The following is a 23,894-nucleotide window of genomic DNA, read 5'->3' as shown; positions in this document are numbered from 1 at the left end:
GTCAGTGCTGGCTAGACACGTGTGGGAAGGCTCCACGGCCGGGCTGTCGCAGGAGGTGTGAGGATCACTCGTCGCCCAGGCTGAGTGCTGTTTTCTCGGCTCGGGTGAGCTGGGAGGGGTCTTCGCGCGGCTGGTCGGTGTGCCTCATAGAGTTGATGGTCTTAGCGCTGCGTTTGTAGAAGGCAGCTCGGGACAGTCCGGCGGCCTGGGCGAGGAAGGTCACGGAAAGGCCGGCGTCGGCGGCGTCGCCGAGGATGTCGGTGAGGATGTTCTCGGCGACGCGCAGCTGGTTGGCTTGGTGGTTTCGGGCAGCGAGGGCGTGGTCGACGAGGGCCTGCCAGTTCTCGGGGATCACAGTCACCTTGGTGAGGGTGGTGGGGTCCTCGGGGGTGGTCCATCCGTGTCGGTGGAGTTCGTCGGCCAGTTGGGCTGGTGTGGTCGGGGTCGGGTCGGGGGTCCAGGTGTCGAGGGGAGTCCAGGTCCAGTCGTGGTCGGTGGTGCTCCAGATGCGGACGGTGATCTGGATGTCGGTGTGGGTAAGAACAGCGCGGTATAGACGCACGGGGACTCCTGGTAACTGGCTGCTGGCTGAGCCCTTCGATTCAACCATGTTTGTGTGGGGTCTCATGCGCAGTCGGCTAGCTCGAACAGGGCGGGCTGGAACGTTTCGGCATCCTCGGGCCCGGGCTGGGGCGAGGTAACCGGAGTCTGGGACGAGATAGGCGGGGTGCGGGGGTGGCCGCAGCGGCGGACGGGTTGGCTGATGAGCATGTCGTAGGTGGCCTGGATGCGGGCGGCGGATAGCCGGGTGACGTAGAGGGCCTTGGGGGTGGTGGCCAGGTCGAGGTCGGAACTGGTCAGCCAGCGGCTTAGATGCTCATCGGTCCAGCCGAGGGTGTGCAGGGCTACCAACAGCTCGCGGGATTCGCGGGCCGGGATACGGTCGGTGGACGCTGAGGCGAGATCATCGATGCCGATATCCATCAGGGCGCGAGCATCATTGATGCCGATCCATTCCACGGGTCGACCGTTGCGGCCGAATAGAAGCCGGTGCATGGAGGTGGGGGAGACCCCGGCCAGGGCGGCGACGATACGCCAGGGCATCCCGGAGACGTGCACGAGTCTCCTGGCCCAGGACCGGTAAAGAGGAGCCTCGGCGCGGTCGTCGGGTTTGTGGGTCCGGTCAATGTCAATGTCGCTGGTCATGTCGTTGTACCTCCGTTCACTGATGAAGGGTCCGGTAAGGGGCCTGAATGTGCGGAGGCGTCGCGTGATGCCATCCATTGGTGATGCGGGCGGCCTCGATAAGGGTGTCGAGGAAGCCGGGGTTGTCGGCGACCTGGTCGAGCCAGCGCCGGGCAGTCAGCTCGGCGTCCTTACTGAGAGGACGCACGCGGTGGCCGAGAGTGGGCCCGGTCAAAACGGTGACGTCCCACACCAGCAGCAGGGCCCCGGAAGGAAGGGACCTCATGGGGGACCGGCCGTGTCGGCGCAGTGCGATGCTGGGAGGCTCGCCCCAGAACCGTGCTGGCCCGCTGGGGGAGATGATGGCCACGCGGGGCGTGGTGGAGATGGTTGTGGGTTCGATCATGCCCCAAATGTGTAAATCATGGTTTACACATTTGGGAAGGGGTGAGACCGTGGTGATGGATTGGTGATGGATTTATTGAAAAAGTGGCTGTGGTTCCGCACATCAACCCCGGCTGTGGCACCTTCATCTATGAAGGCGCAGAAGCAAGGAGAGACCATGAGGATCAACGCGACCCGGACCCCGCTGCCGCCGGTGCGAACCATGACCGCCAGCCAGTTGAAGATCGGGGACCTGGTTGCAGGCCACACCGCGGACGGCTCCTACCCGTTCCATGTCGAGAGAGCCGACAGCTACGACGGCATGGTCCACCTCCGTCTGATCGAGATCAGCCACGCTTCGGGACTCACCGATGAGCAGCACCCGGGCATCGAGTCGGTTCATGCTCCCGACGAGCCGGTCATCACTCTCTCGCGCCACTTCGGGGTCTGCTCCGAGTGCGGCAGGCTGTCGCCGTGTCCCGACGAGCTGGCTGAGCGTCGTTTGGAGAAACTATGGCAGGGCGAAGCCGAAGAAGCCGTTCACACATCAGCATGATTCAAGAGTCGTGGGAATTCTCCTTGTCGTGGCATCGCAGCGAGATCACCGAGATCATGGCAGGACACCGTCGTTCTGCCTTGCTCATCCCGATCGCAGCAGGCGTGGAAGCCGCGATCATCTGGGCGTTAAGAGACTGGATCATCTGCGGGAACTGGCCTGGCCAGGGTGAGCTGGCCATGATCGGGGCCGCAACGCTCGTCGTCGTCGCGGTGATCATGGTGGCCCTCGAAGCCCACCACTGGCGTACCGCGACATGGCGAAGCTGGCAGACCACACCGGACTGGCATGGCGGAGCCTACGTGGCCCCGCCAGCGCGCCGCCACGGCCCCATGCTCATGTGCGTCCACGCCGTCCCCCGCACTCAAGGCCACGGCTCACAGATCCTCACACAAGTCTGCCAATGGGCCGACGAGCACGGTCTCACCCTCGAACTGAAGCCCTCCGGGCCCGCTGCGGAGCGGTTCTATAAGCGGTTTGGTTTCGTTAAGACGTCGCGGCGGGTCATGAGACGTGAGTGCCTGTCTGGGCGGGCGGATCCACACAAAGGCGTCTAGCACACTTGACTTTGCGTCAAATTAAATAGACACTGTGTCTAGCTCATTTGACAGATAGGGGAGGGTGACATGCCCAGCTACCGAACCACCCCAGACGGGAAAGATTATCGTCTGGTCATCACAGTCACCGACGAGGTCACCACGTGCGTCATCGAACGCATCCGAGAAGGGACGTGGGTACCAGTCCAGACCTGGAACACCGACGTCACTGCCCGCACCCGCGCACCTGAGCGACGCCTCAAGATCACCGAGTCCGCCGCCAATCACGGCTGGCAAGTCCCCGCTGATGCATGGGGCCCCATCCGCCACAACCGAATCGTCGTCAAGACCATCCACCCCACAGGGTGGGCCTCCGTAGTGGCTGATGCCACCCGCCGCCGCGACGAAGCTCTAGCCCAGCTGGGAACCATTGACCTGGCCTGGCGTGACGTCCTTGCCGACGCTGCCGCCATCGGCCACCTGCCGGCCACCACCATCGCCGAGGCAGCAGGAGTGTCACGAGGCCGGGTCTACCAACTACGCGAAGAACAACGCGAGCGCATGAACGCCCTCGACGCCGGCCGCTCCCTGGCCCAAAGGAGGAAACCATGAGAGACGACCAGGAGCAGCGCCGTCCCGCCCCACATCGGCCACCCGACCCCGAAACAGTGTGGCTAGACATCGACACCGCCCGGGGAGTCGACGCGGCCGGAAACGAGATCCTGCCAGTGCTGGGGGGACGACGCACCAAGCACGCAACCCTGTCAGACCTGCTAACAACCGCGCTACACCACAACGCCCGACGCCTGATCGTCTGCGGTAACATCCCCGACCAGCCTCAATCCTGGCTGCTGCCTGACACCCCCGCTCACACCCGCGAGTTCAACCAGGACTGGCACGTGCGGGGCCTGTTCATGCTGTCCGGGCGGCCCGCCCGAGGCCGGTTCACCCACAAAGAAACCGACCGCAACCTCGACATTCTGGTCGCTGATGAATGGTTCCCTGGCCAGACCCTCACCCCAATCCAGGCCCGCTGGGCATGGCGCGAATTAACCCACATCATCGCCACCAGAATCGACCGCGACTGGGCCCTCATGGACCGCCCCGGAGCAGAAGGAATCAACCTCTGGAAGCTACGGACCCCCGAGTCCTATCGCATGGAGCCGATGGACCCCGAACTGGGCGCACTCATCCAACACACCTCCCCTCAGCACCGCTACGAACTATGCGTCGACGACGGCAACCCCGAGGACCGCGAAAAGGGCTGGCGCCCCACCGTGCCTGCCGGCCCTATCCCTAACTTCGTGTACATCGACGGCCGATTCATGTATGCCGGATCAGTGACCGGAGAGATCGGTGCCGCACCCGCCACTCTGCTCAGCGCCACCGAAGCCCGCGACCTGTTCACCAACAACCCCTGGCACCCGGCCCGCTACCACATCCGCTTCACCGTGCCATCCTGGTGGGACGACATCGGCCTACTACCGGTCAAACGCACCAAAGGACGAGCAGGATGGTTTTGGCCCAACGTGCCCGGCACCACCCACGAAACATGGGTCGATACCGCCGAACTGAAACTAGCCATCGACGAAGGCTGGGACACCGAAGCCGGACCAAATGGGCCCATCACCCAGCCCATCGAGTTCCTCGAAGGGATCAAACTGACCAAAGTCGATCCCATCCGAGGATGGGTCAAAACCATCCAAGACATGATCGACATCGCCGAGAAACGCTGGGCAGACAAAAACCCCACCGCCACGACAATCCTCACCTCCGCGTTGAAAAACATGCTGCGCGTGACCATCGGCCAAATGTCGGCCTCCAACCCCGTCACCACCACCGTCGTCTACGACGCCGACGACATCCCCTCCGACATCGAAGGCTTCGACGTCATCCGCAACAAAACCGGTGACACCATCGCCTACCAATACCAAACCGCCCGCCGCCGCCCCGACCCCGACACCTGGCACCCCGAAATCGCCGCCCGCATCTGGGCCCTGTCCCGCGTACGCACCCTCAACACACCCATCGCCGACCCCACCACCGGAAAAAACGCCACAACCAAGGGAGGAGCACTACGCATGAACTCCCGCACCCTGCTGGCTATCCACGGCGACGCTATCTACACCAGCAACGTGCCCCCCTGGGCGCTCCCTGTGGCCCAGGGGGGCGGCGATGACGGCAAGGACGGGCGGCTGCGTGTCAAAGGTGTCTTGCCGGGCCCTTTGGAAGCGCCTCAGACCGGATCGGAGCGGGCTGCTCTATCAGAGCAGGCCGAGCAAGTAGGACTCCCCGAGGAGGCGACCAGTGACTGAGCGTGACAATCGGGCTCAGGACCTGGTGCGCACCCTGTTAGCCGAAGGGTGGAGCCAAGCCGAGATTGCCCGACGAATCGGCCGAGACCCCCGCCTGGTGCGGTTCGTGCTAAAAGGGCTTAAGCCTGGCACCAACCTGGTCGAGGCGTTAACACAGTTGGAGCGGGGCGAGGAGGTTACCCCGCCGCGGCGTCGGCATGATCGCAAAGGCCGGACCGCGAAGGTACGCGATAAGCGCGGAAAACCATCTCACCGTCCCACCGAACCGGATGCCGAACTCCTGCACCCGAGACGAAGCCGCGCACCACAACAGTCCGACGAGGAGGTGCTGGGCGAGGAACACATTGAAACCCTGCCGAGGAAACGCCGCCACGGCACAACCCCGTCAACGAGTCAGCCCGAGCGCCTCGAACGGCAGATGCGCAAGCGCAACCTGCTGCGTCACGAGGTCACAAACCTGCCCCACCACCGTTCTTCCCACACACTCCAATTCCCTCGCGACAACGAGGATGCGCGAGGACAAGCCTCCGATCTGCTCACCGAGATCCTGTCAGAAGGCCGAGGCCAGCGGATGCACGCGAAACTATGGATCGAAGTCGATGAAGGTGGCCGTCGGGAGCGCCAGATGGTGCGGTTGGGGGATAAGGGCGGCTACGACTGCGGTTTCGCTTTGGAAGACGTGCGGATGTTCCGGGATGCGTTGTCGTGGCTAGAGGACCAGGCGGGTCAGCAGTATGGCAATGTCGCCGATAGGGGTCGGCTAGTCGGTGTAGAAATCGATGTTTGGTGAAAGCCATGATTTTGATGGGCAGACTTAGGCCTGCGAGCTTTGCGTAGGGATTGAGTTTGGGCACCGTACGGGGGTATGCGAGATGCCCAAGAGCATCATGATGCCTATGTATTTTTGTATTTGTGCATCGTGTGGTGGCGGGTTCGCCTCTCTCCCACCGTCCTCGATGCTGGTGTGGTCTTGGTGAGGGTACAGTGCTAAGTGTCAATCTGGTAATGGATTGATGCCCCGGATGATCTGGGGAAGCTGACGAAAGTCGGAGCATCAGACCGTGTGGGGCAGTTTCAGGTTCCGTTGTGGATTCACGGACATCGGTGCCAAGGTGCCAATGCCGTCTGCGAGCCCCCGGAACGCTTCTGCGAAGGAGCGATATGGCATCAACAATGGTACGTAAGCTTGTGTCAGAACTGGTGGTAGCGGCGGATCGGTTTTGTAAACCTATCCTGCAGGCCTTGTTCGATGTAGTGATCAACGACGGTCTCTTAGCTCCCAAGGGGGGATGATCCGGACACCGCCCATGCCTACCGCATCTGTGCTTCTGCGGTCATCAGTTAAGTATGGACAAGGATCGGAAGAGCATGATCTGTCAGGCATTGCCAATGCGATGCGTTCCATCCCAAAAAGAGATAGTGCGGGTCCAGGGCTGTCGAGAATCATCGTTGGTGCCTCGACAGACATCGCTGTAGTCGCCCATAATTTATCGGTTATAGAAGTCGGTCGATCTACAAATTTCAATAGTCGTGATGCGGAACTATGAGATATCTTTCCCTAAGGTAAAATTGAAGAAAGTTTTCCCTTATTCGTAGTAAACATACTAGAAACTGTCTTACTCAATGAAAAAGTGGTCCGAGTCATAGATCGGATATCTCAAGACCAGGTTGCCATTAATAGTGCATTGAGAGTTGATGAAATTGATGAAAATTAGTAGTAGCTGTGAGTTATCATCGTATCTTCCGCTAAACCAACTCGTATGGCATGAGGAATGTGAGACTTTGCGTCTCAAGCGTCTTACAAAATTGCTAGAACATGAAGCATTACGAGAAAGCATCCACGTAGCCCAAGGGGCACCTTACATCATCCTTGATGGAGCCCACAGGTGTCGAGCAGCTTTTTATTTAGGATTCGATTCCATACCAGCACATGTTGTCCCGATGGCTCCAGAGCAATCCGTATCTGGTTGGGTACATGTCTATAATACTCGGAAATTTTCTTCCATGCCACCATTGGTGCATGGGGAGGATCGGGGATCCACTATCGCTATTTTACACGATGGTGACTTGCGACAAGAAGTCCATTCGAAGAGCGATTTGGCCTCGGATCTATTTTATGCTTATTGGGATCTTGCGGAGCTCTTGGGTGGATTTGATTATCGACGTTCAGCGGATGTACCTGCTCAAGGACAGTCTGTGGAATGGGTTCTTCCTTCATGGGGAGCTATAGCCAAGATAGCTACTAATTACGGGCCACTACCAGCAGGTATAACTCGTTTCGGATCAGTTTTTTTCAAAAAGTGCCCACGATGCATTGCTGAGCACGAAAAATCTATCATGAGTGATCCAGTACTTGATCGTGACGAGGTGAAGAGCCTAGCTGTCATGAAGGATTGAAAGAGAAGGTTATTTAAGCCGCATCTCTCCTGGTGAGATATGATCTCTGTTAATGCTTTTCTCGAGGCGACTTGGAATTTTGATAATTACAAAATGATCTTAACTAAGATTGGGCAACCAACGAAGTTGCTCTTGAGGTTCTTCTGAACAGTGAGATGGTGGCAGTCCATCTAGTAATTCTTGCCCGCTGACGCAAGAGATGACGACTTCCTCGCCGTGGCCACAGACAGAGATCACATGCGAGTTATCGGCATCGCACCAACTATAAAACTGAATACCGTCTGTCATCCCTTCAGCTGGCGACAGCAAGGTTTGATCTATTACTGAAAAAGAATCTAACTGAACAGTGAGACCCAACCCCAGATATTTGAGGTATGCCTCCTTCCGTGTCCAGATCATCGCTCGAGCGATGGAGAGGGGAGCCGTAGCGGTCGTCCGCAAGGCCTCCACTTCTTCCACTGAAAAATCGTTCGAGACCACCGCTAAACCTGGCTCAGCGACTGCCTCGACGTCTACGCCTACAGGATGTGGGCTTGTGGCACAGACAATCCACTTCCCATCGTGCGACAAGTTGAACTTAGGACCATCGCGGTTTGCTAGTAGCGGCTTCCCGAAAGCGTTCTTCGATACCTCTGACTGTACTGGCACCTTGTAATCAAGCTTCAATGAATAGGCCCGGAGTTCGTCAGCTATGAGGCAGCGCAAGCAGTCATCGATTCGCACGTATCTTCGTGCTCTATCTCGTCGTTCAGGACTAGCTCTTTCCATCAGCTGTGGCAAGGCACTCTTGGGGAATGTATCGAGTGACACACGAGAAATGTAGATCAATTTTTGGTCCTCTCTTTTATGTGGTCCTATAAGGAGATAGACTAGCTCATGAAGTAGGTGACAAGTTACTTCAGCGTGTATCACTAGGGAGGTCACGCATATGTGTTGTTGTCTCTGTCATTCTATCAACGCCATTCGTAGGCAGGATCAACATGATCAAGATCCTTAACTTCTTGCCTAAACCTCTTCTAATAACGCCCATAGCCTGTACAAGACTCCTCATTATAATTTGCTTGTATGTTATGAAAACTTCCGATGTCATGTCATGCGCAGTAGGAGCAAATAAATGATTGCAGGATCTATTGAAGAACTAGATGAAAACTCTCAATTTGTCCGCTTGAAAAATTCATTTCCTAAACATGATGTTTACGCAAAATTAGAAGGTTTAAACACTGCTGGTTCCGTAAAACTCAAGACGGCTATTGCACTCGTCGATAGCTTAGAAAAGCTTCATGGTCTTCAGCCAGGAGGTTGGGTCGTAGAGTCTTCTTCTGGGAGTTTAGGCATAGCACTTTCCGGTGTATGTGCGCGCCGAGGATACAAATTAACAATTGTTACAGATCTGAATGCAAATTCAAGGTCGATTTCGCATATGCGTGCACTGGGCGCGGAAGTGGAAGTTGTTCAATCATTGGATGCAGCGGGCGGATTTCTTGGGACGCGACTTGCTAGAGTTCGCGAATTAGTAGAGATGCCAGGAGGGCCTTTATGGACAAACCAGTACGAAAATGTAGCCAATCCTGAGGTTCATTCCAAAAAGACATATAGAGCGATCGTCGAAGAGTTAGGAGATCCTGATTACCTATTTGTAGGTGCTGGTACCACTGGCACGCTTATGGGTGTATCTAGGGCTGTCATGAAGCGTGGTTCATGCACCAAAGTTTATGCTATTGATAGCACTGGTTCAGTGACTTTCGGAGGAGCTCCTTCGCGGCGATATATCCCTGGTCTAGGCGCTAGTGTAAAGCCACCAATCTTTGACGAAAAATTTCCTCTAAAACGGTATTATATTGATGAAATCGATACCGTGAGACAGTGCCGACGCATTGCGCAGGTAGAAGGATTTTTACCGGGTGGATCGACTGGCACTGTGCTAGCAGCTTTTGATGCTCTTCGAGATAAAATTCCCGAGGGAAGCCGCGTTGTCATTATTGCGCCGGATCTTGGTGAAAGGTATCTGGATGGAGTATATAACGACGATTGGGTTATGGAAAACTTTGGGGAATCAGCATTTAATTATGCCATTCGTCCTGTTGCGCACGAAGTGAAAGAAACGGAAGGTATTTAAATGACGAAATATGGTGAAATGCTAATTATAGACGCCAAGCTTGTCGAAACATTTTTAAAAGGCAGAGAGTCGTTTCTCATCGATCTTGTTGAACGTGTTTATCGAGCACATCACGCTGGAAATACAGTATGTCCCGATAGTTATTTTCTTCGGTTTCCAGATGCTCCACGAGATCGTATCATAGCGTTGCCATCTTATATCAATGATCAAACCTGTGTGTCGGGAATTAAATGGATTTCTAGCTTTCCTGAGAATGTTGATCATGGGCTACAAAGAGCTTCAGCAGTCATCGTGCTAAATAACACAGATAACGGCTATGCTTATGCGTTCATCGAGGCCAGCCGCATTAGTGCGGCTCGTACAGCTGCCTCGGCTGCGCTTGCAGTTCGAGTTCTTCACGGTGCTCCTACGAGTATCGGTGTAGTAGGCAGTGGCCCTATCGCACAGACAACTTTACATTTTATTAAGTCGCTATACACGACAGCGGTTCCAGTGAAAATTCACGATTTAAATAGTGAATTAGTCGCACGTATAGTCACTCGCCACGGCCCCGAGTGTTCGGTAGTCAGTTTAGAAGAAGCTCTTGGCTGTGATCTCGTGCTATTAGCCACCAGCGCCGGAACTCCTTATGTGCCGATGAGTGTACGTTTCCAACCGAACCAGCTCGTTCTCAATATCTCGCTTCGTGATTTACACCCTGAGACCATTCGAACGGCTAATAACGTGTTTGATGATGTTGAACATTGCCTGAAGGCAAACACTACACCCCACCTCCTCGAACAATTGAACGGAAATCGAAATTTCATCACAGGCACACTGGCGGAATTCATATGCTCTGAGAAGCAGCTTGACCCTGATCATCCAACCGTATTCTCTCCTTTTGGTTTAGGAATTTTGGACCTTGCTGTTGCTCAAAGCTTGTACGAGCACGTTCAAATATCCGGCGATGGATTACGTGTTCCAGACTTTCACGGAGACATGAAACGGTGAATATAGAGTGATAAACCTTACCAAAAGTTTGGAAAAAAATGGGTTGAGCTTGCTCGCTACCCGGAGTGCACTGGTCGGGGAAAACGTCGACTGGCCTTTAGAACGCACACTCTACTCGTATTTAGTTGAATGGGCCCAGATCACTTCACATCACGTTGCCGTAATAGATATTCATGATGAAGAAATCACCTACGAAATGTTATTGAATCGAGTTAACAATCGAGCCTATCTCTTGGAAAAGAAACATGCCTTTGGAAGAGTAGTCATTTCAGAGCACTCGCGCGGTATCGAATGTCTTGTCGATATCCTAGCTTGTAGTGCCGTAGGTGCCATCTATACACCCATTGATCCTCAGTGGCCAGAGGCTCGTCGTAAACATATTAAGACAATCACGAACGCGGTCGCCATTTTCACTGAAAATACCTCGCACGTAACGGAAGCAAAGGCACCATTAGGAGTCACATTTCTGGAGCGTGTGGATGATCCTTTCAACGCTCCAAGCTACTGCTTTTTCACCTCGGGTAGCACAGGTGAACCGAAAGGTGCGCTAATCGCGCATATGGGCATGATGAATCACTTGCATAGCAAAGCCCATCTCCTTCATCTTGGTGTTGACTCAGTTGTGGCCCAGACGGCACCTACCACCTTTGATGTATCCATTTGGCAATTTTGTTCAGCTTTACTGGTAGGCGGTGCAGTACGTATCGTCCCCAACGGTATTTCACAGGATCCACATGAGCTTTTTTCTTTACTGGAAGAGAAACATATAACACACATTGAACTAGTTCCGACAGTATTTCGTGAACTTATTCACGAAATTGGGTCAAGCGTGTCTTTCTCTGGGCTTGAGTATGTTCTGGTGACTGGTGAAGAATTACCCCTTCGGTTGGCTAGAGACTGGGCAGACAAATTTCCGTTTGTCCCGTTGATTAATGCGTATGGTCCTACGGAATGTTCTGATGATGTAACGCATGCGATCGTGGATGGCGAATCGCTTAACTCAGGTGAAGTTCCCATCGGAATTCCAATACCTAATACGTCTTTATACGTCCTAGAGTACGCAGAAGGTACTTGGCGTCCAGTTTCTCCTGGAGCGCAAGGCGAGCTTTTTGTTGCTGGTCTTTGTGTGGGTTTAGGTTATATCGGAAGCCCAGATAAAACCGCTCAAGCATTTGCCAGGATTGATGGATACCCATTCCGAATATACCGCACCGGAGATCTCGTTCACCAGCGAGCGGATGGTCAGCTGGTTTACGATGGCCGCGCTGATCGACAGATAAAAATTAGTGGAGTACGGATTGAGCCCGGTGAAATCGAGAACCGTATCCTTCGAGAAATCCCAGAGCTTGAAGACGTTGTAGTGGTTAAATTCCACCCTCGTGTCCGTGAACGTCGCGCAATGGTGCTCCGAGAAACGACGCACCAGTTTCTTCGCCAAGGAGACGCTAGCTTGGCCGCATTCTATCTTCCTCGCGCCGATTGTTTAGTTACTCCCAAAATGCTTAATAATCGCGCGAAAAGCAGTCTCCCGAGAGTGATGTGTCCATCCCGTTGGATAGAGGTTACTGATATTCCCACTACTTCAAATGGCAAGGTAGATATTAAGTTATTAGAGCGCCGTGCCGGGGAACTGTTACTGAATGAAATTCAAGAGTCAAGAGAGGGATCCATTCCCGGTAGAGTTGAACAGAATCAGGACTCTTTCATTCTTCTCGTTCAGGACGTGCTTGGCACTCCTGTGAATCCAGAACTAACATTCATCGAATCCGGAGGCGATTCTCTTCGAGCAATTCAGCTAGCCAATATTGTCCGCTCACGAGGATCTTACGTAAGAGTACGAGATTTGCTTTCTTCATATACGTTAGGCTCTCTAGCAAAAGAATATCAAGCACAACAGATATCTCCGAAGAAATCGACCTCTGCAAAAAGATCTCCTTCCCGCTTTGATGACGTCAAAATTCCTTTGACTTGTGATATGAATCCGGCTCAGCAAGGAATTTATTTTCAATGGCTACTGGAGCCTGAAAGCCCTTACTATAATTATCAGATATTGTTAGAATGCGCTGGGTCGAACACCGATAGAATCCGTCGTGCTCTTGGCCAGGCATTACGGGCGAATCCACAGCTAATGGCGAAGTTTGGAGTGGATTCAACTGGGAGATTTACACAGACGTTTCCTATCTCTGCTATCGATATGGATGAAATCTCAATACACGAAGTGGCCTCTGCGCAAGAGGCTCGTGAGATCTGTTGGATGAAAGCAGCAGTCCCTTTTAACCTGGAGGAAGGTCCCGCTATCGCCGTGGACGAGATCCGTATAAATGGATATTCTACCTGGTTCGTTTTGACCATGAACGAGATCCTTATCGATGGCTGGGGAGCAATGAAGTTCATGGAACAGTTAATTTCTCTTTTTGAGTGTCGTAACATGGACGATCAGGAGATCGAAGTCAAGACAGCTATGACTTCAGCTCTGGAATATTTCCAACATCTGTCGAAACCTGAAGAGATATCCGCTGAAGCACGAGAATTTTGGTCAAAATCACTCGATGGAGTGAAATCATGTTTCCCATTGCGCGATACATTAAATAGTTCGTGTGATCCCTACGCTGCTTCTGTTATAGAGGTCTCTCTAGATGACGAAGCGACTGCTGAGATCCGTTCCACTGCGCATGCATTGAGTACAAGCCCATTTGCAGTATTCGTGGCTGCTTATTCGTTAGCGTTGGCAGCGGTCTCTGACCAACATGATTTTGTTGTCGGTGCACCAGTAGCAGGGCGAAACGATGAGTATGAAATTGGCGTCCCAACTCTGATGCTTAACATGATTGCAATACGAACTCGTATAGATGTCGAAAAGAAAATTAGTGACACAGTACGTTCGATGATATCTAATGTGACTGAAGCTGTCTCATTCGGTGACAGCGTATTTAGCAAGGTTGTTTCTGAGTTCGCTGATCACACGAACGAGGATCCATTGTTTAGCACGATGGTGAATATGCTTACTTACCCGTCTCTGGAGTTTTGGGATGGTGATCGAAGCCTTCACTTAACTGAATTGAATACTGGGTTTACGAAATATGATGCGTCTCTTTATATCCAGCGACACGGCGAAGATTATACCTTGCAACTTGCTTATAAAGTGGCGTATGTGACACCAGAACGCGCTAATAAAGTACTGGCTCTTACAGCGTGGTTCCTTACCTCTGATTGGCTCTCGGGGAAGACGACTGTCGCTAATGCCATAAAAACCGCCCTTAATGATTGTGATACATCTCAGATAACAATGCTCAAAAGCTATTGATGTAGTATGAAGGGAGATAAAGATGCAACCGTCACATGATTTGCTGGAGGGGTTTCGTAATATAGTCATTCAGAAACCAGGTGATGTCTGTCTGACCGGTCCCGCCGGCGAGCAATGCTCATGGGAACAGCTAGTTAAAAATATCCTTGCGTGGAGAAGGTGGTTCAACCGAGAACAAAGTGAGGGCGTTACTTTTGCTGCTCGACTCGATTTATCCGCCAAATCTGTTGCCCTTGTAATAGCAGCTGTGACGTTGCCTGTCAAGATTGCTTGGATTCCGTTGAATATTCCGGCTTCACGAGAGCGGGACATGATTATTAATCTTGGGTCTAAAACGGTTCTGATCGACGACTCAACAGCGGAAGAAGCAATTTTTGCAGGGAACTGGATAAGTGATGTCAGGTCCTTGACCTGGAGCGATAAATCAAAATTCTTATATTTCACATCTGGATCAGAAGGAGTTCCGAAAGCCGTCCAAGTAGGAATGGATGCGGTGCGGAACCGTATCACGTGGATGTGGAACGCCTACCCTTACGAGTCAAGCGATCTTGTGGTCGTCCAGAAGCCACTCTCATTTGTTGCTTCATTTTGGGAAGTGTTGGGGACTCTGCTGGCAGGTGTTACTGGTGTTTTGATTACTAATATCGAGCGTAGCAGACCTGACGTGATGTTCGATCGACTTGCGTCTAGTGGTGCTACCCACCTTTTTACGACACCTCCAGCACTAGCCAGCTTGTGTGACATTGCCACAGAGCAAGGGAGCACTCTTCCTCAGCTCCGTCTAGCGTGCAGCAGTGCAGACCAGCTGATGGCAAGCGTTGTCCGTCAATTCTTCGAGATCGCGCCCCGTGCGCGAGTAGTGAATCTTTACGGAGCTACTGAGACGTCGGCTAACACAACAAGTTTCGAGGTTTCTCGGTCAGGTAGCATTCCGGACCCTATCCCCCTTGGCGAGCCGATCTGTGCTACGAAAATTGTAATTCGGGACATGAAAGGTAACGAAAAGTTATCTGGGGAAGAGGGACAGATATGCGTACAGGGTGCCCCAGTGGCCGATGGATATATCGTTAATGGTCAACTCAGTCCAGGGGACGATGCGTTCTTTACACTTGGAAGTGGACAACGTGAAATACGGACTGGTGATCTGGGAATCATCAAGGATGGTGTCCTTTCACTGGTTGGCAGGCTCGATAATGCGGTAAATATCGCTGGACACAAGATCCACTTGGAAGAGGTTGAAAGAGCTGCAGCTCGAGTTGCTAACTCCACGAAACAATGTGGTGCAGTTTATCACCAAGGCAGTGGTGGATTTTTGGCGCTCGTGATTCCACGCGAATGGGAGTCTCAGGTCACGACTTCTCGTCTTGCCGAATTTCTACCTTCCTATATGATTCCTCTCAAGATCGTAACTACGCAGAATGTTCCTAGATCAAGAACGGGAAAAATAGATCGGTGCGAGTGCCTGAAATTGGTAGCACAGAGCGAACTCTACGATCACGACAGAATATCCCAAGGACAAATGCAGCGTAACAGTGTTCACGATCAAGTGCAAAATATCTGGGATATGGTCCTTGGAAAGAAGATCCACGGTGAAGATCGTGATTTTTTCTCCGCAGGTGGAAATTCGTTGCGCGCTGTTCAGCTTTTGACCGCCATCGGTAAACAGTTTGGTGTTCGTGTCCCCTTGCGGAACTTCTATTCCAATCCAACGATTTCCTGCTTGGTCAGCTTGCTGATGCCTGTTGAGGAGCGTGAGCATTGAATCCGGAAGTTTGGCAGCGTATTAGTTCAGCAACTACCTCTTGTTGCTCCACAGTCCTGATATTCCCTCCTACGGGTGCCGGAGCTCCTGCCTTTCAATCGATGTCTGTCTTAGAGGGGGATACTACAGTTTGGGGTTACTGCCCGCCTGGCAGGGGTCAACGATTACTTGAACCCGGCATCAGAACCATGGGAGAGTTCGTCAGCAAGTTTCGATCATCCTTCGAAATTCCGACTGGGCCGTTGATACTCGCCGGGGTTAGCTTTGGCGCGATGTTGTCGTTCGTAGCTGCTAATATTTTAGAAAATGACGGAATTTTCGCGACTCGTTTGGTTGCCTTATGTGGGCAAAGTCCTAAGAGTTACAGGGGGGAGCGAGAGGGATGGAACTTGGAACGTGCACGGCAGCGTATGCGTAGCTACGGATTGACTCCTAAAAGTATTCTGAACTCCGATGAATCCGATGATCTGTTTGTTCGCCCTACGCTCGATGATCTCTTACTGGCGGAATCGTGTTGTGGTAACCAACTTAAGCAGATTCATGTCCCTATAACCTGTGTTTCCGCTATTGATGATAAGATTGTTTCTTCCGAAGAGGCCGTCCAATGGCGTGAAGCTACGAGTGAGACGTACAGATTGATCGAAGTGACCGGAGGGCATTATGCACATGAAGGTTTTGGAAGAAGGGAATGGTTAAATGTTTTCTCGTGACAGCGTAGTGGCTGAAAGAAAATGGGCGGTTTTGGTAGGTGTCACCACATCTGGATCTCATGCCTCAACGCATTGGTTTAAAAGCTTCTATGAAGCGTGCCAGAAGCGCCACATAATGATATGTGGCGTAGATTTCGAGGAAGAACTAAAGAACAAAATTCCGCCGATTTCTGTCGATTGTTTAATTAGAATATCCGGACCCTACAGGAGAAGCTTAGATGCTGATGAGATCGCTAAAATAGCGACAGAAATTGAAACCCGATGCCCTGGAAAGATAGCTCTTTCAACGGCACTGCGCGAAAATTATCAGTTGCAGAATAGTCTTTTAGCTGAAGCTATTGGTGTTGCTAGAAATACTGCTGATTGTATTGAACGTATCCAAGATAAACCAGCGTGCCGCGATGCGCTTCGAAAAGCTGGTATCTATCAGCCACAAAGCTTGCGTATTGTTGGAGTGACTTCTGATGGGTGCCTACAATTTAGTGATGCATCAGGCGCTGTCGTTGAAAAACCAACCGATAGCCCAAGAGGCTGGATTGTTAAGCCATCCATAGGAATGGGCAGTGTTGGCGTTAGACACATCTTAAATGTTGAAGATACTTCTGGACTTGATGCTGTCGTTCTCGAGGGGAATTACTGCTTAGAAGAGTTTATCACGGGTATTGAGTACTCAGTTGAGGGTATTGCTATAGATGGACGGGTATGCATCTACACAACCACAGCAAAAACAACCAACGAAGATTTCGTTGAAATTGGTCATATCCAGCCAGCTGATCTGAACAGTATATCCAGCAAACTTGAATTTGAAGAACAGCTTCAAAGCTGTGTAAATGCGCTTGGAATTGAGTGTGGAAATCTGCATGTTGAATTTTGGGTCACACCTGAGAAAAAAATTGTATGGGGAGAATTTCACGTGCGTCAAGGCGGAGATTTTATTGCGCCGGATCTTGTGTCAGCTGTGCGACCAGGGATCGACTACTATGGAAATCTGATTGATTCTTTGTGTGGACTTCCTCTCCATCCTTTGCCTGAGATAACCCAGTGTGCTGCTTCAAAGTTTATCGAAGCCTCGCCTGGAGTGGTATCAGAGGTTTCGCTCTATGACAGTGTCCCTGAAGAAATCGATTTGTATTGGGAATGCTTCCCAGGAGAAGTAGCACATGCAGTAAATGGTTCGCATGCAAGGGTAGCTGCTATTGTTGCCCGTGGTAATGACGAGCATACAGTGACTCAGTTATTGGATCGCGCTGCTAATGCTTGCGTAGTGCGTGTCGCTCCTGTAAGCAGAGATTAGTTGCGTGGCAGTAGATTTTACGGCGAGAAGTGAAACACACACCATGACTATATTATGCGGCACGCTACGATAACCTTGTTCGCAGCTTTAAACATCGTCGTCAGTCGCGTGGCTGGAGTTGTCAACGTCCAATATCGCCATCAAGGGTTTTCTGTCTACTCTAGGAAGGATTGCACCTAATTATGAATAATTTCTCTACGCACAAACATGTTGAGATGCGTGATTGGGTCGCTGCTAATATGAGTTCCGTGTTCACTATTCCCACAGCGGCTCGTGGTTGAGCTCTCGGTCGAGGTGTGTTCTGGCGTCATAGACCGACAGGCCATCAGCTATGTGAATGATCGGAACCAGTGAAGACAGCACCACTATTCGCACCCTTCGCCAACCTCTGGAAAGACCGATAATCTTCGCATGAACCAAGAGCATAGATATAATGTCTAATATTCACTAGAGAAAGCTTTATGCATCGAATATGTCATACCAATATGAGCATTAAACTCGAAGATTCGTGCGGGAAGATAAAGTTTGTGATGAAGCGATTAAAGAAGCTGTTAGCGTCGTTGATTGGACTCAAGTCTAGGGGTGCCAGTGAAGACAATAGGGACACGAAGTAAACCGTCAAAATCGCGGCTTCCTGGGCGTGTATTCAACCTCATTATGGCAGACCAAGTTCTCAGCCAATCATCTTACTTTGCGTTGCTACCGGTCCTCCCTCTATTGCTTACATTGAAATTTGGAAGTACGCAGGAACGGCTCATCGCGGGGTCGGTAAGCGTGCTTACACTGATGACTCGTGGTGGTGCTCTATTTCTTGCTTCGCCACTTCACCGTTTATCAGTGCGAAGTTGCGTAAGAATTGCTCTTACTCTGATCTCGGTTTCTTACGCTGTTGTGGCGCTTACGGCAAACCCCTATGCGATAATTGCTGCTCTGGGCGCTGCGGGCCTAGGGTTCAGTGTTAATGGTACTGGTGTGCGAAGCTTTATAGCGCTAGCAACTCCTGATAGAGCTTCCCAGAACCGCGGTTTCGCTGTCATTCAAGTTGTCGCGAATTGCACTGCGGCGGTAGGTCCTATTCTCGGTAATATGATACTTGATAGAAATATTTATGAGCAGTTTCTATTAGGAGTCAGTGTAGCGCTCTTTATCGCTGCGATATTAGCGCCAATGGCTGCCCCGAAAGGCGTGATGATGAGCGAAGGTTCCCTGAGGTCGCCGATGGGGATCAGAATTTTTCGTGAATTATTCAGGACGGCTGATGCGAGAAAAATAACGATTATAGCGCTGATAGGCAGTATCCTGATAGGGCAATTCTTTTCAAGTTTTTCCCTAGTCTTTTCTGCAATAGCGACAAGTTCTATGATGAGGTCTCTGTTCTATACAACTAATGGAGTGCTTGTCGTGTTGATTCAAATTCCGATATCTTTGCTTGTGGAACGCCAGCTAAAAATTGGAGTGAAAGTCCAGAAGATCATGATGTCAGGAGTGTGTACTCTTGGCATATCGATGCTATTCTTTAATGCTTCAAGGGGATTGCTTGGCGTAGTCCTTGTATTCTGTGGGGTGTTTATCTTTTCGTTGGGGGAGACGGTATTCACGCCAATTCTTAATGTTGCTTTTGCTAACCTCACCGAGGGCCGACCTGTCGTGGAATCGATGAACATGAGGCAGCTCACCTCTGCTGTAGGTGAGACGGTCGGTGTTTGGATAGGACTGTCCGTCTACAGCCAGTTGGAGCATGCCCATCTTGGCCTCATGTACTGGATTGCTTTGACAGCCCTGGCTGCTCTGTCGCTGCGTTGCAAATGATGATGGACAGTCCGTTCGATGGTTCCCAGACAGATCCTGTACCGGGCGGCTTTCTGGAAATTATGCTCGGAAGAAGCTACCGCGAGTCCTTCCACCAGATTGGACCATAATCGTACGGTTGTTTCGGAATGCTTTGTCGAACAGGGGTAGCTCTTAGAACTTTCCTCGGTTTACCGCGCCCGTTTTTATAAAGGTGTGGTTAAGGAGGTGCTATTAATGGCTATGGTTTCCTTTGAAGAGTGTCCTCAAGGGGTTGTTAGTGTCAGTGGCACGGTGCTGTTTCGAGGGTGGTCTGAATATGCTGCTTAATGGCAGTGTGAAGCGTGTCGGTGTTGGTGTGGGCTGTGTTGAAGTTGAATGGGCCGAATGTATCGAGACCGATTATTTGAGGTGTCTTAACTGATGTCGGCCGTTTTCGCCTTGGCCGGCTCGGGTGCGTCGGGGTGATGAGGATGTTGAGCCGGTGCGGTGGGCCACGATCGGATTTGATGGTGCGGGGCGGGTAATCGAGGTGGTGTTTGTTCGTGGCGCTGACGGGTCCGTATTGGTGATTCACGCGAATTGGTTGACGAAAGGGTTTCTGGCTTAGATGAGGAGGGCGAGATGAGTGAGTTTGTTGCCGACAATGGTGTTCGAGTTAGCGATGAGATGGTCAGTCGGTGGGCTGGTGAAGCTGAGTCAGGGTTTGAGGGGTTGCAGGTCGACCCCTTCGGGGGTCGAGCTTGGGAGGAAGTGGAGACTGAACCCCTGGAACCTTGCACGATCCGAGTGAGTGCCAGCGTGTGGAGGCTGATCGAACGGGATGCGTCCCGGCAGGGCATGACCGTGTCTGCGTGGACTTGTCAAGCGCTCACCCGTGAGGTCACCCAGACCCTCAAAGCTAACTGAGGGTCCAAGAGTCAGGGGCGCGTGGAGTCGTTGTGGGGCCGTGGTTTCCGTCGAGGCTGACGTGGGCCAGGTGCTCGAAAACGGCAGACCAGATGTGAGGCCTGCTGGCCGAGGTGCGAAAGTATCGAGATGCGCACTGGCTCGTGCTCAGACCGCAGAGGGAAAACTCGCCAAGTCCGACCTCGGACGTGCCCGACTTATCGACCAGAACCGGGCTTACCGGACACAGTTGCGACACGATTCCTGGACATAGACCCCCCGAGCCGGCGACCCGTTGCCCCTTCATGTACTAGTATCTTACTGCCTTTCGATTAAATCGACAGAAAGAAAAACAGTGAATCTCATTTCATCCGTCTGTGCATTCATTAATCCTCCGTTGAACTTTAGCTCAATTTCTCTCTACTGATAAATTTATGAGCAAACGAGAAATTCTCCGCAGGGAACAAGAGCGCGAATCACTCAAGATGAAGCGCCGTAAGATCACCTATGTCGCCGTGGGCGTACTGGCCCTCTCTCTTATCATCGTTGGTACGATACTTGCTATTAATAAGTCCCGCCAGGGTCCCGCTATAGAGACTTCCCAGGATACGATCTCTAAGGCGATTGTTTCCATTCCTAAAGGCGTTTATGACAAGGTTGGCCCCGGTTCTTCGGAGCTCCAGGTCACCAAGACTGGGAATAAACCTGACAAGGACGGCAAGGTAAAGCTCTTTTATGTGGGGTCTGAGTTCTGCCCCTTTTGTGCGATGGAACGGCTTCCTCTCGCGGCAGCTTTGTCTCGATTTGGAACTTTCAGCGGGCTAAAAGATATCCTGTCAAGCCCGGCGGAAAAGGAGCTTTCCAACATTCCTACGATTACTTTTAGGAACTACAAGTATAGCAGTAAGTATGTTGATTTGGACGCCTATGAGTTAGCCGATAGGGAAGGTCGACAAATAGCAAACTTGCCGGAATCTAAGCAAGATATATTTAGCAAGTACAACCCAGGACGAGGCATCCCTTTCTCCTACTGGGGCGACATCACCACATCGGGTCCCAGCTACATGCCTTGGATGGCGAGGGAAGATCCGAAAAACGTGGTAAAAGCTCTTTCTAATCCAAATTCAAAAGAAGCGCAGGCGATCGTAGGAGGGGCGAATCTCTTCACTGCCGAGATTTGCTCCAGGACTGGTAACAAACCTGCGAACGTCTGCACGTCGCCTGGCGTGAAGGCAGCAGCTGAAAAACTGAGGTGATTCGCAGCCTTGGTCTAGGCGCATGGCAAGACAAAACCCCTCCTGAGCAAGTCCAGTTCAGGAGGGGTTTCTGTGAGTGCAGGCTTGAGGCTGAGGGTGTGGTTCAGGCCGTGATCTCATCGCTTACGCGGTGTCTTGATCGGGTCGTGTCTGGAGCTGGTCACGAAGGGTGCGCTGGTAGGGGGTGTGGGGTCTTGACGCGGATCTGGTGGGCTCCTGTGAGGGGTGCAGCTCCTGTGGGAGTTGTCTCTTCATAAGATCTCGGAGTTGGTGTCGGCTGGGGGATCGTTGTATGTGGGCTGGGTTTTCTTCTCACACCACGCCGATACATAGATGTACTGATGCACTGATACATGTGTGTAATGATGTATTTATGGTGCGTATTATTTCTATTGTTAACACCAAGGGTGGGGTTGGGAAGACGACCACGGCGGTCTACCTGGCTACGGCCCTGTCTTGCCAGGATCGGGTCGTCTTGTTGGATGCCGATCCGCAAGGGTCAGCGACGTCTTGGGCTACTGATGCTTTTGAGGCCGGTGACCGGCTGAATTTCGAGGTCCGCCCGGCTAATGCTCCTATCGTCAGGCGTTGCCGTGACATCGATGCTGACTTGGTCTTTATTGACACTCCTCCTGGTGACTCCCAGACGATTACCGCCGCCCTCGAGGTTGCTGATGTGGTTATTATCCCGACTGAGTCGGGGGACCTGGATATGGACCGGGCGTTGATGACCTACCAGGTGGCCCACGGCACGCGCCGGGCCCTGCTCTTCAACAAGGCCGATCGGACGAGGCAATACCGTGACGCCTATGAGGGGGCCGCCGCTGTCGAGGGCCTCGACATTCTCGATGTGCAAGTTCATCGGCGGGTCGCCTACCGGCAAGCCATCGGGACCCGACCAGACGACCTCGGAGAATTCGCCCAGGTCGCTGCCCAGATCAAGGAGATGCTGAAGTGAGCAAAAACCACAAGCCCACCGCCGCAGACAAGGCCAGCCGTTACACCGGTCGGATGGCGGCAAGCCAGGGGGCCAGTGTCGCCGAAACTTTCCAGTCAGCCAAGACCCCGATCACCGCGTTCAACGTCAAACTGCCTACCGCCACCCATACGGCGTTAAAAATGAAGGCCGTTGCCGACCACACCACCATGAACGACCTTTTGCGCAAGGCCCTGGAACACACTTACGGCTTCCCTTACGACCCCTACCAGTGAAGGACGAGACACCACGCCATGACCTGGGAGCGGCTTTAGCTGGTGGTGGTGGGCTGGGATTGTAAGGGTGTTGCGGGGTTCGTGTTGGTGGTGGGTGTTACAGGTGTCTAGCAGGGTAGGTTGGTGCACATGATGATAGGTGTATAGCTGTATGTGTATTTATGCACCGGGTTGGTGGTGGTTGGGGGTGGTGTGGGCTTAGCGGTAGATGTCGCGGCGGTGACCGATTGACAGGGCAAGGATGATGAGGCGGTTATCGTTGAGTGTGCATATGAGGCGGTAGTCGCCGATGCGGTACCGCCACAGTCCGGAAAGATCACCGGTGAGGGGTTTACCGTGCTGGCGGGGGTTAGTGGTGTTGTCGATGTTTTTCGTGATCCAGCCGTGGATGAGTTTTTGGGTGTAGCGGTCCAGTTTTTTGAATTCTTTATCGAATCGGCTGGTGGTTTCGAGCTGCCAGCTCATAGGTCACACTCGTCCCATAGCTCGCTGATGGGGCGAGACTGGTAATTGTCGCGGGCGTAGTCGGTGAGAGCTTCGTGTGCTATCTGAAGGTCGAACTCGTCGGCGATGCGGTCGAAGAGGGCTTGCTTGAAAGCCTCACTCAGGGATTGTGAGTGCAGGCGGGCGTAGGAGTCCGCTACGCGGCGCTCATGGTCGGTTAAACGGATCGAAAAACTCATGACGTCACCTCTATCCTCAATGACTGTGTAGTACATTATACTGCTCAGGGTGTGTGTTGTCATCGTGATGGTGGGGAGGTTCAAGGAGTGGCCTTAAAGGGCACGATTTTGGCTTGTATGACAGTCAAGGGTGGTTGTTTTGGGTGGAAGAAATAATCTACGGGTTAAATAAGTTTCGCCGTCTCATTTCGGGTTGCTGGTGGATGATGAGGCGCGATCCAGATGTGTTAAATCAGTCCACCCGTGTATCGGGAGTTCTTGGCCTTGCATAAGTTCGTGCTGTGCCGAAAACCGAGAACCCGACTCATCCTGTAATTCGATAGGCAGATTGTTGTCGAAAGGGCTCGACTGGTGTTGGTTTGGTTATAGGAGTTGGTCATGGGTGCCGGTGCGGGCCAGGGTGAGGGTGTTGTCGTTGTTGATGGTGTAGAGGAGGAGTCAGTCGGATGCGATATGTAATTCGTGGTAGGCCGTGAGGTTGCCTGTGAGTTGGTGGTCGCGGTGCTGTTTGAGCCAGT

26 protein-coding genes and 2 pseudogenes are annotated in these 23,894 nt (G+C 52.4%); 21 read left to right on the top strand and 7 right to left on the bottom strand.

The genetic code is table 11. From position 1 onward, the window contains the following. Positions 1 to 64 precede the first annotated feature (64 nt). Genes F1563_RS13005 through F1563_RS12995 form a run of 3 tightly spaced genes read right to left on the bottom strand, consistent with a single transcriptional unit; the run spans position 65 to position 1,471 of the window. Entirely contained in the window at positions 65 to 610 is a 546-nt protein-coding gene (locus F1563_RS13005) for a hypothetical protein (RefSeq protein ID WP_007434384.1), read from the bottom strand. A gap of 14 nt (positions 611 to 624) precedes the next feature. Next, positions 625 to 1,206 carry a hypothetical protein gene (locus tag F1563_RS13000; RefSeq protein WP_002513404.1) on the bottom strand — a complete coding sequence of 194 codons (582 nt, stop codon included), beginning with the start codon at positions 1,204 to 1,206 and terminating at the stop codon, positions 625 to 627. 16 nt (positions 1,207 to 1,222) lie between these two features. Then, on the bottom strand, positions 1,223 to 1,471 hold the full coding sequence (locus F1563_RS12995; RefSeq protein WP_002526528.1) for a hypothetical protein: 249 nt from the start codon (positions 1,469 to 1,471) through the stop codon (positions 1,223 to 1,225). 249 nt (positions 1,472 to 1,720) lie between these two features. On the opposite strand from F1563_RS12995, the gene F1563_RS14800 reads away from it, so the two are divergent. From F1563_RS14800 to F1563_RS14795, 6 genes are all read left to right on the top strand, one after another. After that, the gene (locus tag F1563_RS14800; protein ID WP_002526526.1) at positions 1,721 to 2,125 is read left to right on the top strand and encodes a hypothetical protein; all 405 of its coding nucleotides are present in this window, start codon (positions 1,721 to 1,723) and stop codon (positions 2,123 to 2,125) included. Further along, positions 2,122 to 2,682, top strand: a complete 561-nt coding sequence (locus tag F1563_RS12980) for a GNAT family N-acetyltransferase (RefSeq protein WP_002526525.1) — start codon at positions 2,122 to 2,124, stop codon at positions 2,680 to 2,682. Before F1563_RS14800 ends, F1563_RS12980 begins: the two co-directional genes overlap by 4 nt. 69 nt (positions 2,683 to 2,751) lie before the next feature. Continuing rightward, a complete protein-coding gene (locus F1563_RS12975; RefSeq protein ID WP_002513409.1) occupies positions 2,752 to 3,273 on the top strand; it encodes a hypothetical protein in 522 nt (173 codons plus the stop codon). Further along, positions 3,270 to 4,976 (top strand): hypothetical protein, encoded by a 1,707-nt coding sequence (locus F1563_RS12970; protein WP_002546406.1) that lies wholly within the window; start codon positions 3,270 to 3,272, stop codon positions 4,974 to 4,976. The genes F1563_RS12975 and F1563_RS12970 overlap by 4 nt, the downstream gene beginning before the upstream one ends. Next, entirely contained in the window at positions 4,969 to 5,766 is a 798-nt protein-coding gene (locus tag F1563_RS12965; RefSeq protein WP_149302730.1) for a helix-turn-helix domain-containing protein, read from the top strand. Before F1563_RS12970 ends, F1563_RS12965 begins: the two co-directional genes overlap by 8 nt. Positions 5,767 to 6,680: 914 nt before the next feature. Beyond that, a complete protein-coding gene (locus F1563_RS14795) occupies positions 6,681 to 7,373 on the top strand; it encodes a ParB N-terminal domain-containing protein (protein ID WP_002526555.1) in 693 nt (230 codons plus the stop codon). 99 nt (positions 7,374 to 7,472) lie between these two features. On the opposite strand, the gene F1563_RS12950 is transcribed toward F1563_RS14795, so the two are convergent. After that, complete coding sequence (locus F1563_RS12950) at positions 7,473 to 8,297, bottom strand: 4'-phosphopantetheinyl transferase family protein (protein ID WP_002526556.1); 825 nt, start codon at positions 8,295 to 8,297, stop codon at positions 7,473 to 7,475. 190 nt (positions 8,298 to 8,487) lie between these two features. Between F1563_RS12950 and sbnA the strand changes: the two genes are divergently transcribed. The 3 genes and pseudogenes from sbnA to F1563_RS14510 all read left to right on the top strand — a co-directional run. Beyond that, positions 8,488 to 9,489: a 2,3-diaminopropionate biosynthesis protein SbnA gene (sbnA, locus tag F1563_RS12945; protein WP_002526557.1), complete on the top strand. Its 1,002-nt coding sequence runs from the start codon at positions 8,488 to 8,490 to the stop codon at positions 9,487 to 9,489. After that, positions 9,490 to 10,479, top strand: a complete 990-nt coding sequence (gene sbnB / locus F1563_RS12940; protein ID WP_002513415.1) for a 2,3-diaminopropionate biosynthesis protein SbnB — start codon at positions 9,490 to 9,492, stop codon at positions 10,477 to 10,479. Positions 10,480 to 10,486: 7 nt separating this feature from the next. Then, positions 10,487 to 11,560, top strand: a pseudogene (locus F1563_RS14510) (AMP-binding protein); the annotation flags it as partial. Between the two features lie 51 nt (positions 11,561 to 11,611). Here the strand turns inward: F1563_RS14510 and F1563_RS14505 are convergent. After that, positions 11,612 to 11,917, bottom strand: a complete 306-nt coding sequence (locus F1563_RS14505; protein ID WP_002526559.1) for a hypothetical protein — start codon at positions 11,915 to 11,917, stop codon at positions 11,612 to 11,614. Between F1563_RS14505 and F1563_RS14500 the strand changes: the two are divergent. From F1563_RS14500 to F1563_RS12885, 12 genes and pseudogenes are all read left to right on the top strand, one after another. Then, positions 11,879 to 12,298: pseudogene (locus F1563_RS14500) on the top strand (phosphopantetheine-binding protein); the annotation flags it as partial. The gene F1563_RS14505 and the pseudogene F1563_RS14500 overlap by 39 nt on opposite strands. Before the next feature lie 156 nt (positions 12,299 to 12,454). Further along, positions 12,455 to 13,783, top strand: a complete 1,329-nt coding sequence (locus F1563_RS14495; protein ID WP_227432037.1) for a condensation domain-containing protein — start codon at positions 12,455 to 12,457, stop codon at positions 13,781 to 13,783. Between the two features lie 310 nt (positions 13,784 to 14,093). Then, a complete protein-coding gene (locus tag F1563_RS12930; protein ID WP_002546410.1) occupies positions 14,094 to 15,545 on the top strand; it encodes a non-ribosomal peptide synthetase in 1,452 nt (483 codons plus the stop codon). Then, the gene (locus F1563_RS12925; RefSeq protein WP_002521523.1) at positions 15,542 to 16,255 is read left to right on the top strand and encodes a thioesterase II family protein; all 714 of its coding nucleotides are present in this window, start codon (positions 15,542 to 15,544) and stop codon (positions 16,253 to 16,255) included. Before F1563_RS12930 ends, F1563_RS12925 begins: the two co-directional genes overlap by 4 nt. Beyond that, positions 16,242 to 17,549, top strand: a complete 1,308-nt coding sequence (locus F1563_RS12920) for an ATP-grasp domain-containing protein (protein ID WP_002526520.1) — start codon at positions 16,242 to 16,244, stop codon at positions 17,547 to 17,549. The genes F1563_RS12925 and F1563_RS12920 overlap by 14 nt, the downstream gene beginning before the upstream one ends. 657 nt (positions 17,550 to 18,206) lie before the next feature. Then, complete coding sequence (locus F1563_RS12915) at positions 18,207 to 19,358, top strand: MFS transporter (RefSeq protein ID WP_081414819.1); 1,152 nt, start codon at positions 18,207 to 18,209, stop codon at positions 19,356 to 19,358. A 463-nt stretch (positions 19,359 to 19,821) separates the two neighbouring features. Beyond that, entirely contained in the window at positions 19,822 to 19,947 is a 126-nt protein-coding gene (locus F1563_RS12910) for a hypothetical protein (RefSeq protein WP_002516831.1), read from the top strand. Between the two features lie 59 nt (positions 19,948 to 20,006). Beyond that, positions 20,007 to 20,246, top strand: a complete 240-nt coding sequence (locus F1563_RS12905) for a hypothetical protein (protein ID WP_036958124.1) — start codon at positions 20,007 to 20,009, stop codon at positions 20,244 to 20,246. Positions 20,247 to 20,286: 40 nt separating this feature from the next. Beyond that, the gene (locus F1563_RS12900; protein WP_002526517.1) at positions 20,287 to 20,499 is read left to right on the top strand and encodes a hypothetical protein; all 213 of its coding nucleotides are present in this window, start codon (positions 20,287 to 20,289) and stop codon (positions 20,497 to 20,499) included. 160 nt (positions 20,500 to 20,659) lie between these two features. Then, positions 20,660 to 21,481 (top strand): DUF929 family protein, encoded by an 822-nt coding sequence (locus F1563_RS12895; protein ID WP_002526516.1) that lies wholly within the window; start codon positions 20,660 to 20,662, stop codon positions 21,479 to 21,481. A 373-nt stretch (positions 21,482 to 21,854) separates the two neighbouring features. Continuing rightward, a complete protein-coding gene (locus F1563_RS12890) occupies positions 21,855 to 22,439 on the top strand; it encodes an AAA family ATPase (RefSeq protein ID WP_040695670.1) in 585 nt (194 codons plus the stop codon). Then, positions 22,436 to 22,693, top strand: a complete 258-nt coding sequence (locus F1563_RS12885) for a hypothetical protein (protein ID WP_002526513.1) — start codon at positions 22,436 to 22,438, stop codon at positions 22,691 to 22,693. The genes F1563_RS12890 and F1563_RS12885 overlap by 4 nt, the downstream gene beginning before the upstream one ends. A 198-nt stretch (positions 22,694 to 22,891) precedes the next feature. Here the strand turns inward: F1563_RS12885 and F1563_RS12880 are convergent, their stop codons facing one another. Both F1563_RS12880 and relB read right to left on the bottom strand, forming a co-directional pair. After that, a complete protein-coding gene (locus tag F1563_RS12880; protein ID WP_002526512.1) occupies positions 22,892 to 23,158 on the bottom strand; it encodes a type II toxin-antitoxin system RelE family toxin in 267 nt (88 codons plus the stop codon). Then, on the bottom strand, positions 23,155 to 23,376 hold the full coding sequence (relB, locus tag F1563_RS12875; RefSeq protein WP_007434368.1) for a type II toxin-antitoxin system RelB family antitoxin: 222 nt from the start codon (positions 23,374 to 23,376) through the stop codon (positions 23,155 to 23,157). Before relB ends, F1563_RS12880 begins: the two co-directional genes overlap by 4 nt. Positions 23,377 to 23,894 lie beyond the last annotated feature (518 nt).

The sequence above is a fragment of the Cutibacterium modestum genome, assembly GCF_008326345.1.
Classification (GTDB): Bacteria; Actinomycetota; Actinomycetes; order Propionibacteriales; family Propionibacteriaceae; genus Cutibacterium; species Cutibacterium modestum.
The sequence above is the reverse complement of the archived record's forward strand: the minus strand, read 5'-3'. Positions and strand labels throughout refer to the sequence as shown.